Origin of the sequence: Achromobacter arsenitoxydans SY8, assembly GCF_000236785.1 — a bacterium.
GTDB lineage: Bacteria > Pseudomonadota > Gammaproteobacteria > Burkholderiales > Burkholderiaceae_B > Achromobacter > Achromobacter arsenitoxydans.
Window position 1 is genome coordinate 1 of sequence record NZ_AGUF01000025.1, and the last position, 14,252, is coordinate 14,252.

Consider the following 14,252-nt stretch of genomic DNA (forward strand, 5'->3'; position numbering starts at 1 on the left):
CGCGGCGCCGGGCGATGCTGCTGCGCCAGCTGGCGCGCCGGGACTTCGATCACTTCGCCCGCGTTGATCTTGAATACGGCCACCGCTTCGGTCAGGCGTTGCGCCTGCTCCTGCAGCGAACCGGCAGCGGCCGCGGCCTCTTCCACCAGCGCTGCGTTCTGCTGCGTCACTTCGTCCATCTGCGACACGGCGCGGTTCACCTGGTCGATGCCGCTGGACTGCTCCTCGGACGCCGCCGAGATCTCGCCCATGATGTCCGTCACGCGCTTGACCGACGCCACGATCTCTTGCATCGTCGCGCCTGCGCGTTCCACCTGCTGCGAACCGGCGCCCACCTTGGTCACCGAGTCCTCGATCAGGCCCTTGATTTCCTTGGCCGCCTGCGCGCTGCGCTGGGCCAGCGAGCGCACTTCGCCCGCCACCACCGCGAAACCCTTGCCCTGTTCGCCGGCGCGCGCCGCTTCCACCGCCGCGTTCAGCGCCAGGATGTTGGTCTGGAACGCAATGCCGTCGATCACCGACACGATCTCGGAGATCTTGCGCGAGCTGGCCGAGATGCCTTCCATGGTGCTCACCACTTCCGACACCGCCGCGCCGCCGCGTTCGGCCACGTCCGATGCGCTGGCCGCCAGCTGATTGGCCTGGCGCGCGTTGTCCGCGTTCTGCTTCACCGTCGAGGCCAGTTCTTCCATCGACGCTGCGGTTTCCTCGAGCGAGGCCGCCTGCTGCTCGGTCCGGCTGGACAGGTCCGTGTTGCCGGCCGAGATCTCGCGCGCGCCCACATTGATTTCTTCGACGCCGCGGCGCACCGAGGCCACCGTGCGGGTCAGGCTTTCCTGCATGCGCTTGATCGCGGCGAACAGATGGCCGATTTCGTTGGTGCTGCGCACTTCGATGCGGCCGGTGAAATCGCCGCCCGAGATCTTCTCGAAATGATCGCCCGCTTCGTGCAGCGGACGCAGGACGGTGCGGTTGATGAACAGCCAGCAGCCCACCGCCAGCGCCAGCGCGATGGCCAGCAGCACAATGGTGACGGTGCGCGAGATCTTGTGGTCGGCTTCGGCCTGCACGACCAATTCGTCGGTGCGGGTATCCACAAACTGCAGGACGTTGTTCACGGCCTCGCGGAACGCGGTGTTTGCGGCGCTGCCGGCGTCGTTCAGGTCCAGGTATTCCTGGATCATCAGGTTCGACAAGGCGGCGGCCTGGCGCTTGTAGACGTCGTCGAACTGTTTGTAGGCCGCTTCCAGCTTCTGCACCAGGTCTTCGGACCCCGCCATGCGCGGCGCCTTGCGGAACGCGTCGAGCGACTTGGCGCCTTCCTGCATCAGCGCTTCCGCGCGCTTGGCCTGGGCGGTGGATTGTTCCGTCTTGCCCTGCTGCATGTCCATCAGCGAGGTCGCGAGCAGCAACCGGCCGCGCAGGAACGTGTTGTAGGCGCGATGCAGCTGCGTCGCCTGGTTGGAATAGGCGTTATTGACCCGTTCCAGCTTGTCATTGCTGGAATTCAGTCCCATCCACGCCACGCCATTGGAAATGAACATGGCGCCCGTGAAGAGCAACAGCACCAGAACGATACAGGTGCGAACTTTCAAATTACCGAGCATGAAATATCCGAGCGTTGAGCAACGAAAAACGACAATACCTACCCCGCACGCGACCACGGACGCCCTGGCCTTGGCGCCAGCAGCGTCCGCAATTGCGCTACTCTCCGCGGCCCCGGGGCCGCGGCTTTGGGCCTACCGCATTACTTGCGGCTGAACAGGCTGGACCCCTGGATGGTCATGAATGCCGCCGAAGCCGCCTGCAGCGCCACCTGGCGCAGCGCGAGCTGGCTCGCGCCGGCGTAGTAATCCAGATCTTCCAGATCGGACAGCGATTTCGAATAGGACAAGCCCTTCTGCGTGCCGGTGGCGTCCAGCGCCTCCAGCTCGTTCAGGCGCGCGCCCACCGAGGCGGCCACCGTCAGGATGTTGTCGTAATTCGTCTGCAGCTTCTTGTTCGCCGAAGCCAGCTCGTTGTTCAGGCGCGCCAGCGCCTGCTCGTCGCCGGCGATGGGCGAATCCAGAACCTTGATCAGGTTGTCCAGCGTATTGAACATGTCCACATCGGCGGACTGGATGCTCTCAACGTTGATCACGTCGCCGTTCTGCGGCGTGCCCTTGACCACCACGGCGATGCCGCCGAAGTCGATGCTGGAATCCGGCGTATACGCCGTCGGGCCTGCGGGCGGAGCCGGCGAGATCACGGGAGGCACGGGCGGGTTGGCGTTCGGGTCGGTCGTGATGACGCGGTAGCCCATGTTGCCCGTGGCGGGGTCCGATTCGAACTGCAGGCTGAAATTCTTGCCGATGTTGGCGCTGCCCGGGGTGACCGACACCGTGCCGAACTCGGCGGTGCCGCCGTTGGTCGATGCCGCGGTGCTGACGTAGGCCGTCGAACCCGGGTTGGCGCGATTGAAGATGTCGCTGCCCAGGTCGCTGGTGGACAATTGGCGCGACTGGTCGACCTGGACCGTGCGTTCGCCGGTTGCGCCGCTGTAGACGATCTTGCCCGTCGCGTCCTGGGCGTAGGGAACCACGCCGCCCTGGTAGCCGGAAAACAGGTATTGGCCGTTGCCGTCGGTGCTGTTGGCAAGGCCCAGCAGCGCGTCGCGGGCGCTCTTGAGCGCGGTGGACAGGGCCTGGCGGTCGCTGTCGGCAAAGGTGCCGTTACCGGCCTGGACCACGCGGGTGCGCACGTCCTGCAGCGCGGTGGTGATGGAATCGAGGATGTTGGCTTCCTGGCCCAGGTTGGTCTTCGCCGTGTTGCGGTTCAGGCCATACGTGTTGTTCATGCTCTGCGTCTGCGCGACGCCGATCGACAACGACGCCGACAGCGGATCATCCGCCGGGCTCAGGAACTTGCGGCCGCTGCCAACTTGCTCGACCAGGCGATTCATGTCGGATTCCTGGGCGAGAACACCGCTCAGGCCGTTCGTGTACATCATCGTGGTGCTCAGACGCATGGTGCAGCTCCGAAATTCTTTCTAGTATTCACAATTCAACGTTCTGATCAGCCGCGCAGGCCCAGCAGCGTGTCAAAAATGGTGCTTGCCACGTCGATGATGCGGGCGCTGGCCTGATATTGCTCCTGGTAGAGCGACAGGCTCACGTATTCTTCGTTCAGGTTGACGCCCGACACCGCCTGCTGGGCGGCCGTGGTCTGCTTGATCAGGTTGACCTGCGCCGTCGCGGCGGTCTTGACCTGCTGCGTCTGCACGCCCACCGTGTTCACGACCTGCGCGAACATGTCGTTGATGCTCATCGTGCCGTGGCCCAGCACCTTGCTGCTTTGCAGCTGCGCGAGCTTCAGCGCGTTCTTGCCGTTCGCGTCGCCGCCCTCGGCATCCGCCGCGGCAACCTTTTCCGGATCGGTGATCAGCACGTTGATGTCGCGCGCGGCGTCGCGCGTCGGCGACAGCGACCACTTGTCGCCGGCCTGGGGCGGCGCATTGATGGTCAGCGTCACGCCCATTTCGGCTTCGAGGTCCAGGGTGGCGTTGGGCGGCGTGCCCGTGGCCGGGCCGTTATAGACCTGCGTGCCTTCCGGCACGCGCACCACCTGGTAGTTGGCGCCATCGAACGAGATCTCGTAATCCTTGGCGTTGATGTTGGCCAGATTGGTGAACTCGCCCGAGATCTGGGCGTTGCTCTTGTTGGCCGCATTCGGAACGCCCTGGGGCGAGCCAATGCCGAAGAAATCGGTGCCCGGGTTGCCAGCCTGGTCCAGGCCCTGCTTGTGCTGTTCGTTGAACGACAGCGCCAGGCCCACGGCCATCTGGCCGAGCTGGTTCTGCATGACGTCCAGCGACGAAGCACGGAACTGCAGCAGGCCGCCCAGCTTGCCCCCGGTGACGTCCGTATCCTTCATTTCGACCGCGATGGTCTTGCCCGAACCGGCCGGCAGCGTATAGGCCAGGACGGTGCGGCCGGTGTCGGCAGCCGACGATACGGCCTGCAGCGGATAGATGGTGTTGCCCGACAGCAGCGACTGGCCGCCCTTGGTGAGCGAAATGCTGATCTTGTCGCCCTGCTCGTAGGTCGTGATGCCGATGAGCTGGTTCAGTTCCATGACGGCCTGGTCGCGCTGGTCGAGCAGGTCGTTCGGGGGGCTGCCGCCGGCCTTGCCGGCCGCCAGGGAGATCTGCTGGTTCAGGTCGTCGATACGGGTCAGGTAGCTGTTGACCTGATCCACCGTCGTCGTGATCTGCGTGTTCAGGCCTTCACGCTGGTTCTGCATTTCCTGATAGGCCGAGCGGATCTGCGTCGTCAGGCTGTTGGCCTGGCCGAGCAGGTCGGCGCGCGCGGCGGGATCCGCCGGCTTGCTGGCCACCGTGTTCATGCTGGTGAAGAAATTGGTCAGGCCCGGGGCGATGCCCACGGTACGGTCCGAGAACAGGTTGTTGATCTGCGAGACCTGGTCCAGCTGCGCCTGGAGCTGGGCGCCGCTGCCCTGCGCGCCGACGAGCTGCTTGTACAGGAAGCTGTCGTAGCTGCGCTCAACGGTGTCCACCTGAACGCCGCGGCCGATGTAACCGTTGGAGGTAGCTTGCGCGCCCGCCGTCGACACCATCACGCGCTGACGGTTGTAGCCCACCGTGGTGGCATTGTTGATGTTGTGGCCGGTGGTCGCCAGGCCTGCCTGCGCCGCGTTCAACCCGCCCAATGCCGTTTTGTACAAATTCATGCTGACATGCCCCGTATGTAACCGCAGCTGTTATCTCTGGATACTCCATTTACGGCAGGAGCTCACCCAAATTTAGAGTCCTTCCAGCAACTGGCGCGAATTTTCGACGCTGGACGCCGAGCCGCGCAGCTGCCCCATGATGCCGATCAGCTTCTGTGCGTATCGCGGGTCGGTGGCGTAGCCGGCGTCCTGGATCCGGCGGGCCGCCTCGATCTCGTTGCGCGCCTGCGTCACGCCTTCGTAGCGCGGGCTGTTGCCGATCAGACGCGCATAGTCCGCGAACGATTCCTCGTAGGACGCGTAGGCGCGGAACGGCTGCGTCACCTTTTTCGCCACGCCGTCTTCGTATTCCGTCGTGAGCACATTGACGACCTTGCCCTTCCAGCTGGCGCCGGCCTTGATGCCGAACAGGTTGTAGCTGGTGCTGCCGTCTTCGTGCTTGATCTCGCGCCGGCCCCAGCCGGACTCCAGCGCCGCCTGGCCCATGATGAGACGAGCCGGCACGCCGCTCTGCTGCGATGCCAGATTGGCTGCCCGCGACATCTTCGAGACGAACGCAACCACGTGCTCGGGTGCGCCTTCGGCCGCGGCAAGGGCGCGGTCGCTGGCGCGGTTGTTGCGCATCACATTGAGCAGCGCGGACACCTCCCGCGAGCCGCCGGTGGCGAAATCCAGGTTGCCGCCCTGCCCGATGCTCTTGATCGCGTCGTCCGACATGTCGCCGGGCTTGCCCTGCTGCATCTGCGCCAGGATGGCCTGCGACAGTCCGATGCCCGGCGAGGCCAGGTGCAGCGCAAGCTGCTCGTCGGCCATGGACTGGATCATCTGGCTCTGCGGCGAATCGAAGAGCCCTTCCTTGGGCGTCGCCTCGCGCATGCGCTTGAGCATCATCTGCAGGAACAGGGCCTCGAACTGCTTGGCCACCTGCTTTTGCTGTTCGGTGCCGGCGGGATCCTTCTTGACGTCGCGCTTCAGGTCCGACAGGCGGCCCATGTCGAACACCGAATCCTGGCGGGCGCCGCCGCTGGCGGCCTCGTTGGTGTACGCCATGGCCGTCAGATGATTTCCAGCTCGGCGCGCAACGCGCCCGCGCTCTTCATTGCCTGCAGGATCGCCAGCAGGTCCTGGGGCGTGGCGCCCAAAGCGTTCAGGCCCTTGACGACGTCAGCCAGATTGGCGCTGGTGCTGACGCGCTGCAGCGAACCGTTGTCCTGGCGCACTTCGATCTGGGTATTGGGCACCACCACGGTCTGGCCCTGGGTGAAGGGCGTATCCGGCTGGAACACTTCGTTCTGGCGGTTGATGATGACGGACAGGTTGCCGTGCGCCACGGCGGCCTCTTCAATCATCACCGTGCGGTTCATCACAACCGAACCCGTGCGGGCGTTGATGATGACCTTGGCGACGGTGGGCGCGCGGGTGACCTGCAGGTCTTCCATCTGCGACAGGAATCGGGCCTGGGAGCCCTGCTCCATGGGCGTGCGCACCTGGATGACGCGGCCATCGAGCGCCGTCGCCGTGCCCTGCCCGAACCTGCGGTTCAGGGCAGTCGCCACGTTCTGCGCGGTGCCGAAATCGGTGTTGTTCAGCTCGACATGCACATAGCCGTCGCGCGAGAACGTGGTCGGCACGCCGCGCTCGACGATGGCGCCCGCGCTGATGCGGCCGCCGTTGAGCTGGTTGATCTGCACGCTGGAGCCGCCGGCGGACGCGCCCGCGCCGCCGACCAGGATGTTGCCCTGCGCAATGGCGTAGACCTGGCTGTCGGCGCCCTTCAGGGGCGTCATCAGCAGGGTGCCGCCGCGCAGGCTCTTGGCGTTGCCCATGGACGACACCACCACGTCCAGCGTCTGCCCAGGCCGGGCGAACGCGGGCAAAGTGGTCGTCACCATGACGGCGGCCACGTTCTTGAGCTGCATGTTGCTGCCGGAGGGCACCGTGATGCCCAGCTGGGACAGCATGTTGGTCAGGCTCTGCTGGGTGAACGGCGTCTGGCGCACCTGGTCGCCGCTGCCGTCCAGGCCCACGACCAGGCCGTACCCGATCAGCTGGTTGCCACGGACGCCCTGGATGCTGGCAAGATCCTTGAGCCGTTCAGCGTGCGCCGTTCCGGCGCCGGCCGCCAGTCCGACGGCGACGCAGACTCGCGCCAACAAGGACATCAAGGCGGATATCGGAGTCGGTTGTTTCATGGTTTAGAACGGCGAAGCGATCAAGAAGAAGCGTTGCAGCCAGCCCATGGTCTGGACTTCGTCCATGACGCCCTTGCTGCGGTATTCGATGCGGGCGTCGGCCACCTGGGTGGACGACACCGTATTCGTGCCCGTGATGGAACGCGGATCCACCACGCCCGCGAAGCGCACATATTCGCTGCCGCGGTTGATGGCGATCTGCTTTTCGCCGGCGACCTGCAGGTTGCCGTTGGACATCACGCCCACCACCGTCGTGGTGATGGTGCCGGTAAAGGCGTTGTTCGCCGTGCTATCGCCCTTGCCCTGCAAGACATTGCCGCCCTTGGCGTCGGTATTCAGGTTGGCGTTGGCCCAGCCGTCCATGAAGGAAGGCGCCGCCGCGATGCCCAGGGTGGCCGAGCCGCTGCGGTTGGTGTTGGTCGCCACGTTCTTCGAAGCGTTGGTGCGCTCGTTCAGGACGATGGTCACGATGTCGCCCACGTTGCGCGGCCGACGGTCTTCGAACAAGGGATAGTTGCCGTAGGTCGTGGGCTGGTAGATGGAGCCCGTGGGCTGCGCCATGGGCATGGGCGGCGGCGGCGGGGCCGCCGTCGTCGGCCCGGTCACGATGGGCTCGGGCGGAATCATGGCGCAGCCGGCCGCCAGCATAGCCAGGGCCGCAGCAAATACCAGGCGCAGGACAGACATGGGCATCACAGTTGGGTCAGGCGGGCCAGCATTTCGTCCGAGGTCTTGACGGCCTTGCTGTTCATTTCGTAGGCGCGCTGCGTCGTGATCATGTTGACCAGTTCTTCGGCAACGTTCACGTTGGACGTTTCGACGTAGTTCTGCATGATGGAACCCGCGCCATCCACGCCCGGCTGCAGCAGGTTGGCGGGACCGGAAGAGTCCGTTTCCAGGTACAGGTTCTCGCCGACGCTCTGCAGGCCGGTGGGGTTGATGAAGGTGGCGATCTGGAGCTGGCCGATCTGCACGTTGACGCCGGCGGCGCCAGGCTGCGTCACCGACACCATGCCGTCGTTGCCGATCGTGATGGACAAGGCGTTGTCGGGCACGTTGATCGGCGGCTGGATGACGTAGCCGCTGACGGTGACCAGCTGGCCGTTCTGGTCGCGCTGCAGCGCGCCGTCGCGGGTGTAGGCCTGCGTGCCGTCGGGCAGTTCAACGTTCAGGAAGCCGCGGCCGTTGATGGCGATATCCATCTCGCTGCCGGTGTTGTTCAGGTTGCCGGTCGTGTGGATGCGCTCGGTCGCCGCCACGCGCGCGCCCGTGCCCAGCTGCAGGCCGGACGGCAGCTGCGTGGCGTCGCCCACCTGGGCGCCCGGTTGGCGCAGCGTCTGGTACATCAGGTCCTGGAACACGGCGCGGCCGCGCTTGAACCCGTTGGTGGAAACGTTGGCCAAGTTGTTGGAAATCACGTCCATGGAGGTCTGCTGACCTTCCAGGCCCGTCTTGGCAATCCACAGCGAACGCATCATGATGAAGTACTCCAGGTGCCGCGGCCCGGCCGCGAGCGTAATGTTTATTTAAATCAGGCGCTTACGGACAAGATGCCGTTGGCGCGCTCCGCGTTGCGGTCCGACTGCTGAATCACCTGCATCTGCTGCTCGAAGCGGCGGGCGTTTTCGATCATGCCCACCATCGACGCCATGGGATTGGTGTTGCTGCCTTCCAGCACGCCCGACAGCAGGCGCAGGCCCGGATCGGCGGGCAGCGGAGGCGCCGGGTTGCCGTTGACCGGCGCCATGCGGAAGACGCCGTCGTCGCCATGCACCAGTTGCGTGTTGTCAGGGTTGACGAGCTTGAGGCGGCCCAGGTTCAGGATGTTGTTGGGCGCATCGCCCGCGCCGATGGCGGTGATGGTGCCGTCCGACGTGATGGTCAGCGCGGCCTGGTCGGGCACGTCGATGGGACCGCCCTGATCCGACAGGACCGGCTGGCCCAGCGACGTCTGCAGCAGGCCGTTGATGCCGACCTGCAGGCTGCCCGCGCGGGTATAGGCTTCGCCCTGCGGGGTCTGCACCGCGATCCAGCCGTTTTCGCTGGACAGCGCCACGTCCAGGTCGCGGCCCGTGGTCTGCATGGTGCCCATCTGGAAGCTGTTGCCGGGGGTGGACGCCACCGTCGAAACACGCGTAGGCAAGCTCACCCCGTCCGTCACCGGAACCGAGCGGTACAGCGCGATCTGCTCGCGAAAGCCCGCCGTGTTCACGTTGGCCATGTTGTTGGATAGCGCGGCCTGGTGCTCGGTGATGCGCGCCGCGCCATTCATGGCGGTGTAGATGATTCGATCCATTGCCTATTCCGTCGGTGTCGTCGCTTGCCTGCCTGGCTTTACTTCAGGTTCATCAGGACTTGCATGATTTCGTCCTGGGTCTTGATGGTCTGCGAGTTGGCCTGGTAGGTGCGCTGGGCGATGATCATGTTGACCAGCTCCTTGCTCATGTCCACGTTGGACGACTCCGTGGCCTGGCCGACCACGGTCGACATGCCGTTCGAGCCAGGCTGGCCCAGGATCGGCTGGCCGGAGGCCGCCGTTTCCTTCCAGGCGTTGTTGCCGACCGGCTGCAGGCCCTGCAGGTTGGCGAAGTCGGCCAGCACGATCGTGCCCACGACCTGGGTTTCGCCGTTGGTGTAGCTGGCGACCAGGCTGCCGTCGCCGCTGATGTTGATGCCGCTGAATTCGCCCGAGGTGTAGCCGTCGGGCTTGGCCACCAGCTTGTAGTTGCTGCCGTACTGGGTCGTGCCCGTGTAGTTGACGGCGATGCTCAGCGGGTCGGCCGGCGTGGCGGTGCCGCCGGGCTGGGCGAAGCTCAGCGTGACGGTCGGCGCGCTGGTCAGCGTACCGGCATTGTTGAACGTGAACTGCTGGGGATTGCCCCAAACGCCGCCCGCCTCGGTCGTCGGCGCCATGGCCTGGCCGTCCATCGTGTAATACACGTCGTACACGCTGGTGCCGCCGACGGCCGGGCGCTTGACGAAGTACTGCATGACCTGGTGCGAGTTGCCCAGCGAGTCGAACACCGTCATGGGCGACGCGTTGGTGTACGAGTCGGAGAGCTTGGGGTCGAAGGGCTTGCCCAGCTCCGTCACCGCGGCGGTGTAATTCGTGTAGCCAGCCACCTGGGTGATGTCGCCGGCAGCAATGCCGCCCGGGTTCGCGGAGGCGGCATCAATGGTGATCAGATTCGGCGCAGCGCCGTAGTCGCCGTCCGGCGGCGTGGTCACCCAGGCGATATCGCCCGTGGCATTGCGAGTAAACGTATAGGTTCCAGTAACCGCCGGCGGCGCCACCGCAGTCAGGGTCACCGAACCATTGACGGCCGGAGTCGTCACCGTGTCCGTCGTGTAAATAACCTTGGCGTTGGCGTCCAGGTTGGCGACCGTGGTCGCCGTAGACGTCGCCTGCGGGGCCACGTTGGCCGTGGGCAGCTGCAGTTCCACCGGGTTCGCGCCGATGGCGCCGGCCGGGTAGCCGGTCATCCGGTAGCCCTGCGCGTTGACGATGAAGTTGTTCTTGTCGACCAGGAATTCGCCGTTGCGGGTGTACATCACCGCGCCGCTCTGGTCGGTCACGCGGAACATGCCCTTGGCGCCGTCGATGGCGATGTCGTATTCGCCGCCGCCGCCGTTGACCGTGCCCACCGTGAAGCGCTGGCTGATGGCCGCGACCTTGACGCCCAGGCCGACGCGCGAACTGGCGTACACGTCGGCGAACGACGCCGTGGACGACTTGAAGCCGACCGTGCCGGAGTTGGCGATGTTGTTGCCGATGACGTCCAGGTTCTGCGCAGCGGCGTTCAAGCCGCTCAATCCTTGTCCGAAGCCCATGTTTACTCTCGCTAATCTTTAGTGGAAAAGCCGCCGCCCGTGCGCCGGCACCCGTTCATATCCGCCCGATTCAGGCGCCGATCACCTTGCGCACGTCCAGCATGCTGGTCTGGCCGTCCAGGCCCAGATCCAGCCGCAGGCCGTTGGTGGAATACGCCACGCTCTTGACCATGCCGTAGCTCAGCACTTCCGAATTGATCTTCGTGCCTTCGGCGTCGGTAGCCAGCACGGACACGTTGTACGCGCCCGCTTCCAGCGCCACGCCGCTGTCGTTCTTGCCGTCCCACTCCAGCGTGTACACGCCGGTCTTCTGTTCGCCCAGTTCGATGGTGCGCACGACGGCGCCGTTCGCGTCCGAAATGCGGACCTGCACCTTGGCGGCGTCGCCCTGCAGATCCAGACCGTAGGGCGTGACCACGCGCTCGGCGGGGTTGTCGGCATCAACGCCGACCTTGACCTTCGAGCCCGGGATGAGCACGCCCTTGCCGATCATCGACACGGCGTTCATCGACTGGGAAACGTCGATCTGGCCGCTGATGGCCAGCATGGTGTTCTTGAGGTTGGTAATGCCTTCCACCGTAGAGATCTGCGCAAGCTGCGAGGTCAGCTCGGCGTTCTGCATCGGGTTCAGCGGATCCTGGTTCTGCAGCTGCGTGACCAGCAGCTTGAGGAACTGGTCCTGCAGCCCCTGCGCCGTGCTGGCGCTGCTGGCGCCGGTTTGCGCCAGGCCCATGGCGGTGGTGCTGGTGGTTTGATCGACGGTGGTCATGGATACACTCTGGCTGGAAATTAGGATTGACCGATGGTCAGCGTCTTCTGCATCAGCGCCTTCGCGGTGTTGAGCACCTCGACGTTGGCCTGGTAGGACCGCGATGCCGCAATCATGTTGACCGTTTCAGCCACCGGGTCGACGTTGGGCATGCTGATGTAGCCCTGGGCGTCCGCCATGGGGTGTTTGGGGTCATAAACCTGCTTCAGGGGCGACTGGTCCTGGACCACGCCGGCGACGCGCACGCCGCCGATTTCCTGGCCCAGCGCCTGGCCCGGCGCCGGGTTGACCTGGAACACGACCTGACGGGCGCGATAGGCCTGGCCGTCCGGACCCACGACGCTGTCGGCGTTGGCCATGTTGCTGGCCGCCACGTTCATGCGCTGCGACTGCGCGCTCAGCGCCGAGCCGGCGATATCGAAAATGCTCAACAAGGACATTGCCTGTTGCTCCCTTTATGGATCAATCCTGAATGGCGGTCTGCATGCCCCGGATGCGGCTGGAGATCAGCTGCATCGTGCTTTGGTAATGCAGGGTGTTGTCGGCGAACTGCACGCGCTCGATGTCCATGTCGACCGTGTTGCCGTCCATGCTGGGCTGGTACGGCAGGCGGTACAGCAGATCGGTCGGACCCTGCGACACGGCCTTGGCCGGAATGTGGCGGGCCGACGTCAGCGTGAGCGACGTATCCTGCAGGCGCATGGAGCCTTCCATCGCGTTCTGCATCGCCGCCTTGAAGTCGAAGTCGCGCGCCTTGTAATTGGGCGTGTCGGCGTTGGCGATGTTCGACGACAGCACTTCCTGGCGCTGCGCGCGCAGGGACAATGCTTGCTGGTAGAAACGGAAATCTTCGTTGAGCCTGTCGAGCATCGTGGCGCCTTGGTGCGTTGCAATTCAAAAAGCCGAGGGACTCCGGGCACACCGTTATCCCATTGGATGACGGCATGATAGGGGCCGTGGACTGAACACAATCAGCCAAATAACCCGTTATTTCTCATCCAATTCACGTATTGCCGAAAGTCGCCCGCTCCTACAATTCATTCATCATGAAAATCCCCGCAAGACTTCTCCGCGCGCGCGCCGCCAGCCTGGCCGCCCTCCTGCTGATTCCGGCGGCCGGCGTCCGCGCGCAGGAAGCCGCCACCCAGGCCCCGGAGGCCATCATCCTTGCGGCGCAAACCTATCTGCAGGAGCAACTGGCCTCCCTGCCCGGTGATCCGTCCATCGCCATCGACCCGCCGCGCACCGACCGGCTGGCGCCCTGCGATGTAATGTCCCCATTTCTGCCGTCCGGCATGAAGCTGCGTCCCCGCATGACCGTGGGCGTGCGCTGCAATGCGCCCCAGGCCTGGACCTCCTATGTGCAGGCCACCGTCAGCGTCGCCGGCCACTATTACGTCGCCGCGCGCATGATCTCGGCTGGCCAAGCCCTGAGCCCGGCGGACCTGGCGCCCCGGGAAGGCGACCTGGTCGCCCTGCCCCCGGGCGCCATCACCGATCCGCAGGCGGTCGCGGGCATGACGGCGGCTTTCCGGATCAACGCCGGCCAAGCGATCAGAAGCTCGTCCCTGCGCAACGCGCAGTCGGTGGTCCGGGGCTCCAACGTCCGGATCAACGCCCGGGGCAAGGGTTTCATGGTCAGCAGCGAAGGCCAGGCCATGGACAATGCCGCGCCCGGCGCGGTGGTGCAGGTCCGCACCGCGGGCGGACAGGTGGTCAGCGGGATCGTGCGAAACGCCACCCTGGTGGAAATACAGCTCTAGACAATGTTACAAATCGCGTTGCGTCGGCGGGTTTCATACCCTAAAGTTCCTTCGGCCCTTGTCGTTACAGAGACATAAGTAGGCGGATCCGTCGCAAACCGACCCAGGACGCCCTGCGGAGAAAACCTTGAAAATCAATTCGACCACCAACCGGCCCCTGTCCGCCGACGCCGTTGGCGCACGCCCCGAGTCTGCGCTCAGCCAGGCCTACGGCGCCAGCAACGCCAGCGGCTCCAGCAGCTCGCAAGTGGAGCTCAGCTCGGCGTCGCGCAAGATGCTCGCCCTGCAGGACGGCTCGAACGACATCAACGTCGAACGCGTCGCCGCCATTCGCGCCGCCATCGCCTCCGGCCAGCTCAAGATCGACACCGGCCGCATTGCCGACAGCCTGATCGCCAGCGCCCGCGACCTGCTGAAGTAGTCCTTTCACCCGCATCAGAGCAGCCTGTCATGAGCCTTGTCGAATCCCTGCAAACCTGCATGAAGCAGGAAGATGTCCTGATCACCGAGTTCTCCGCCATCCTGGAGGAAGAAACCGAGGTGCTGGTCGGACAGGGCAGCGTCGAGGCGCTGCATGAAATCACCGAGCGCAAGCGCGGCGTCGCGCAGCAACTGGTCGACCTGAGCCAGACGCGCGACAACCTGCTCGCGGAAATCGGCCTGCCCGCGGGCCATGCCGGCACCGAGCAGGCCTCGGTGCAATACCCGCAACTGTCCGGCGTGTGGCAGGCGCTGCTGTCCAAGTCCGCCTCCGCCAATGAAATCAACATGCGCAACGGCGCGCTGATCGACGTGCATCTGCGCTATACCCAGCAGTCGCTGGACGCCCTGCGCAACGTCGGCGTCGGCAGCGCGTCCACCTACACCGCGCGCGGCCGCGGCGCCAGCGCCGCACCCGGGCGCAAGCCGATCGTCGCGGGCTGATCGTCCGCTCTTCCGCATAAAAGAGAGGCGGCGTGCATTGCACGC

Annotated in this window: 15 protein-coding genes; 3 read left to right on the forward strand and 12 right to left on the reverse strand. The window is 65.1% G+C overall.

Going from position 1 to position 14,252, the window contains the following annotated elements; translation table 11 throughout:
* The 12 genes from KYC_RS05330 to flgB form a co-directional block, all read right to left on the reverse strand.
* Nucleotides 1-1,607, reverse strand: a 1,607-nt coding sequence (locus KYC_RS05330) for a methyl-accepting chemotaxis protein (RefSeq protein ID WP_043517639.1), incomplete at its 3' end; no start/stop codon positions are given.
* A gap of 140 nt (nt 1,608-1,747) precedes the next feature.
* Nucleotides 1,748-3,007 carry a flagellar hook-associated protein FlgL gene (gene flgL, locus KYC_RS05335; protein WP_008159643.1) on the reverse strand — a complete coding sequence of 420 codons (1,260 nt, stop codon included), beginning with the start codon at nt 3,005-3,007 and terminating at the stop codon, nt 1,748-1,750.
* A gap of 47 nt (nt 3,008-3,054) precedes the next feature.
* A complete protein-coding gene (gene flgK / locus KYC_RS05340) occupies nt 3,055-4,728 on the reverse strand; it encodes a flagellar hook-associated protein FlgK (protein WP_008159646.1) in 1,674 nt (557 codons plus the stop codon).
* A gap of 72 nt (nt 4,729-4,800) precedes the next feature.
* Nucleotides 4,801-5,778 (reverse strand): flagellar assembly peptidoglycan hydrolase FlgJ, encoded by a 978-nt coding sequence (flgJ, locus tag KYC_RS05345; protein ID WP_008159648.1) that lies wholly within the window; start codon nt 5,776-5,778, stop codon nt 4,801-4,803.
* Nucleotides 5,779-5,783: 5 nt separating this feature from the next.
* Nucleotides 5,784-6,920, reverse strand: coding sequence for a flagellar basal body P-ring protein FlgI (locus tag KYC_RS05350; RefSeq protein WP_043517632.1), 1,137 nt, complete (start codon nt 6,918-6,920; stop codon nt 5,784-5,786).
* Between the two features lie 3 nt (nt 6,921-6,923).
* Nucleotides 6,924-7,613 (reverse strand): flagellar basal body L-ring protein FlgH, encoded by a 690-nt coding sequence (locus tag KYC_RS05355; protein WP_043517634.1) that lies wholly within the window; start codon nt 7,611-7,613, stop codon nt 6,924-6,926.
* The gene (gene flgG, locus KYC_RS05360; RefSeq protein ID WP_008159654.1) at nt 7,613-8,398 is read right to left on the reverse strand and encodes a flagellar basal-body rod protein FlgG; all 786 of its coding nucleotides are present in this window, start codon (nt 8,396-8,398) and stop codon (nt 7,613-7,615) included. Before flgG ends, KYC_RS05355 begins: the two co-directional genes overlap by 1 nt.
* Nucleotides 8,399-8,451: 53 nt before the next feature.
* Nucleotides 8,452-9,216 carry a flagellar basal body rod protein FlgF gene (locus KYC_RS05365; protein ID WP_008159657.1) on the reverse strand — a complete coding sequence of 255 codons (765 nt, stop codon included), beginning with the start codon at nt 9,214-9,216 and terminating at the stop codon, nt 8,452-8,454.
* A gap of 38 nt (nt 9,217-9,254) precedes the next feature.
* Nucleotides 9,255-10,751 (reverse strand): flagellar hook-basal body complex protein, encoded by a 1,497-nt coding sequence (locus tag KYC_RS05370; RefSeq protein WP_043517636.1) that lies wholly within the window; start codon nt 10,749-10,751, stop codon nt 9,255-9,257.
* Nucleotides 10,752-10,821: 70 nt separating this feature from the next.
* Nucleotides 10,822-11,520: a flagellar hook capping FlgD N-terminal domain-containing protein gene (locus tag KYC_RS05375; protein ID WP_008159662.1), complete on the reverse strand. Its 699-nt coding sequence runs from the start codon at nt 11,518-11,520 to the stop codon at nt 10,822-10,824.
* A gap of 20 nt (nt 11,521-11,540) precedes the next feature.
* Nucleotides 11,541-11,960, reverse strand: coding sequence for a flagellar basal body rod protein FlgC (gene flgC / locus KYC_RS05380; protein ID WP_008159664.1), 420 nt, complete (start codon nt 11,958-11,960; stop codon nt 11,541-11,543).
* A gap of 22 nt (nt 11,961-11,982) precedes the next feature.
* Complete coding sequence (gene flgB, locus KYC_RS05385) at nt 11,983-12,390, reverse strand: flagellar basal body rod protein FlgB (RefSeq protein ID WP_008159667.1); 408 nt, start codon at nt 12,388-12,390, stop codon at nt 11,983-11,985.
* 176 nt (nt 12,391-12,566) lie between these two features.
* On the opposite strand from flgB, the gene flgA reads away from it, so the two are divergent.
* From flgA to KYC_RS05400, 3 genes are all read left to right on the forward strand, one after another.
* Nucleotides 12,567-13,283: a flagellar basal body P-ring formation chaperone FlgA gene (flgA, locus tag KYC_RS05390; protein WP_043517641.1), complete on the forward strand. Its 717-nt coding sequence runs from the start codon at nt 12,567-12,569 to the stop codon at nt 13,281-13,283.
* Between the two features lie 127 nt (nt 13,284-13,410).
* Nucleotides 13,411-13,704 (forward strand): flagellar biosynthesis anti-sigma factor FlgM, encoded by a 294-nt coding sequence (gene flgM / locus KYC_RS05395; protein WP_008159670.1) that lies wholly within the window; start codon nt 13,411-13,413, stop codon nt 13,702-13,704.
* Between the two features lie 29 nt (nt 13,705-13,733).
* Entirely contained in the window at nt 13,734-14,207 is a 474-nt protein-coding gene (locus KYC_RS05400; protein ID WP_008159672.1) for a flagella synthesis protein FlgN, read from the forward strand.
* The last annotated feature ends 45 nt before the right edge of the window (nt 14,208-14,252 follow it).

Bases quoted from the DNA above. Each gene is read 5' to 3' on its own strand.
- flgL (WP_008159643.1), bottom strand. From the start codon at position 3,007: ATGCGTCTGAGCACCACGATGATGTACACGAACGGCCTGAGCGGTGTT.
- flgK (WP_008159646.1), bottom strand. From the start codon at position 4,728: ATGAATTTGTACAAAACGGCATTGGGCGGGTTGAACGCGGCGCAGGCA.
- flgJ (WP_008159648.1), bottom strand. From the start codon at position 5,778: ATGGCGTACACCAACGAGGCCGCCAGCGGCGGCGCCCGCCAGGATTCG.
- KYC_RS05350 (WP_043517632.1), bottom strand. From the start codon at position 6,920: ATGAAACAACCGACTCCGATATCCGCCTTGATGTCCTTGTTGGCGCGA.
- KYC_RS05355 (WP_043517634.1), bottom strand. From the start codon at position 7,613: ATGCCCATGTCTGTCCTGCGCCTGGTATTTGCTGCGGCCCTGGCTATG.
- flgG (WP_008159654.1), bottom strand. From the start codon at position 8,398: ATGATGCGTTCGCTGTGGATTGCCAAGACGGGCCTGGAAGGTCAGCAG.
- KYC_RS05365 (WP_008159657.1), bottom strand. From the start codon at position 9,216: ATGGATCGAATCATCTACACCGCCATGAATGGCGCGGCGCGCATCACC.
- KYC_RS05370 (WP_043517636.1), bottom strand. From the start codon at position 10,751: ATGGGCTTCGGACAAGGATTGAGCGGCTTGAACGCCGCTGCGCAGAAC.
- KYC_RS05375 (WP_008159662.1), bottom strand. From the start codon at position 11,520: ATGACCACCGTCGATCAAACCACCAGCACCACCGCCATGGGCCTGGCG.
- flgC (WP_008159664.1), bottom strand. From the start codon at position 11,960: ATGTCCTTGTTGAGCATTTTCGATATCGCCGGCTCGGCGCTGAGCGCG.
- flgB (WP_008159667.1), bottom strand. From the start codon at position 12,390: ATGCTCGACAGGCTCAACGAAGATTTCCGTTTCTACCAGCAAGCATTG.
- flgA (WP_043517641.1), top strand. From the start codon at position 12,567: ATGAAAATCCCCGCAAGACTTCTCCGCGCGCGCGCCGCCAGCCTGGCC.
- KYC_RS05400 (WP_008159672.1), top strand. From the start codon at position 13,734: ATGAGCCTTGTCGAATCCCTGCAAACCTGCATGAAGCAGGAAGATGTC.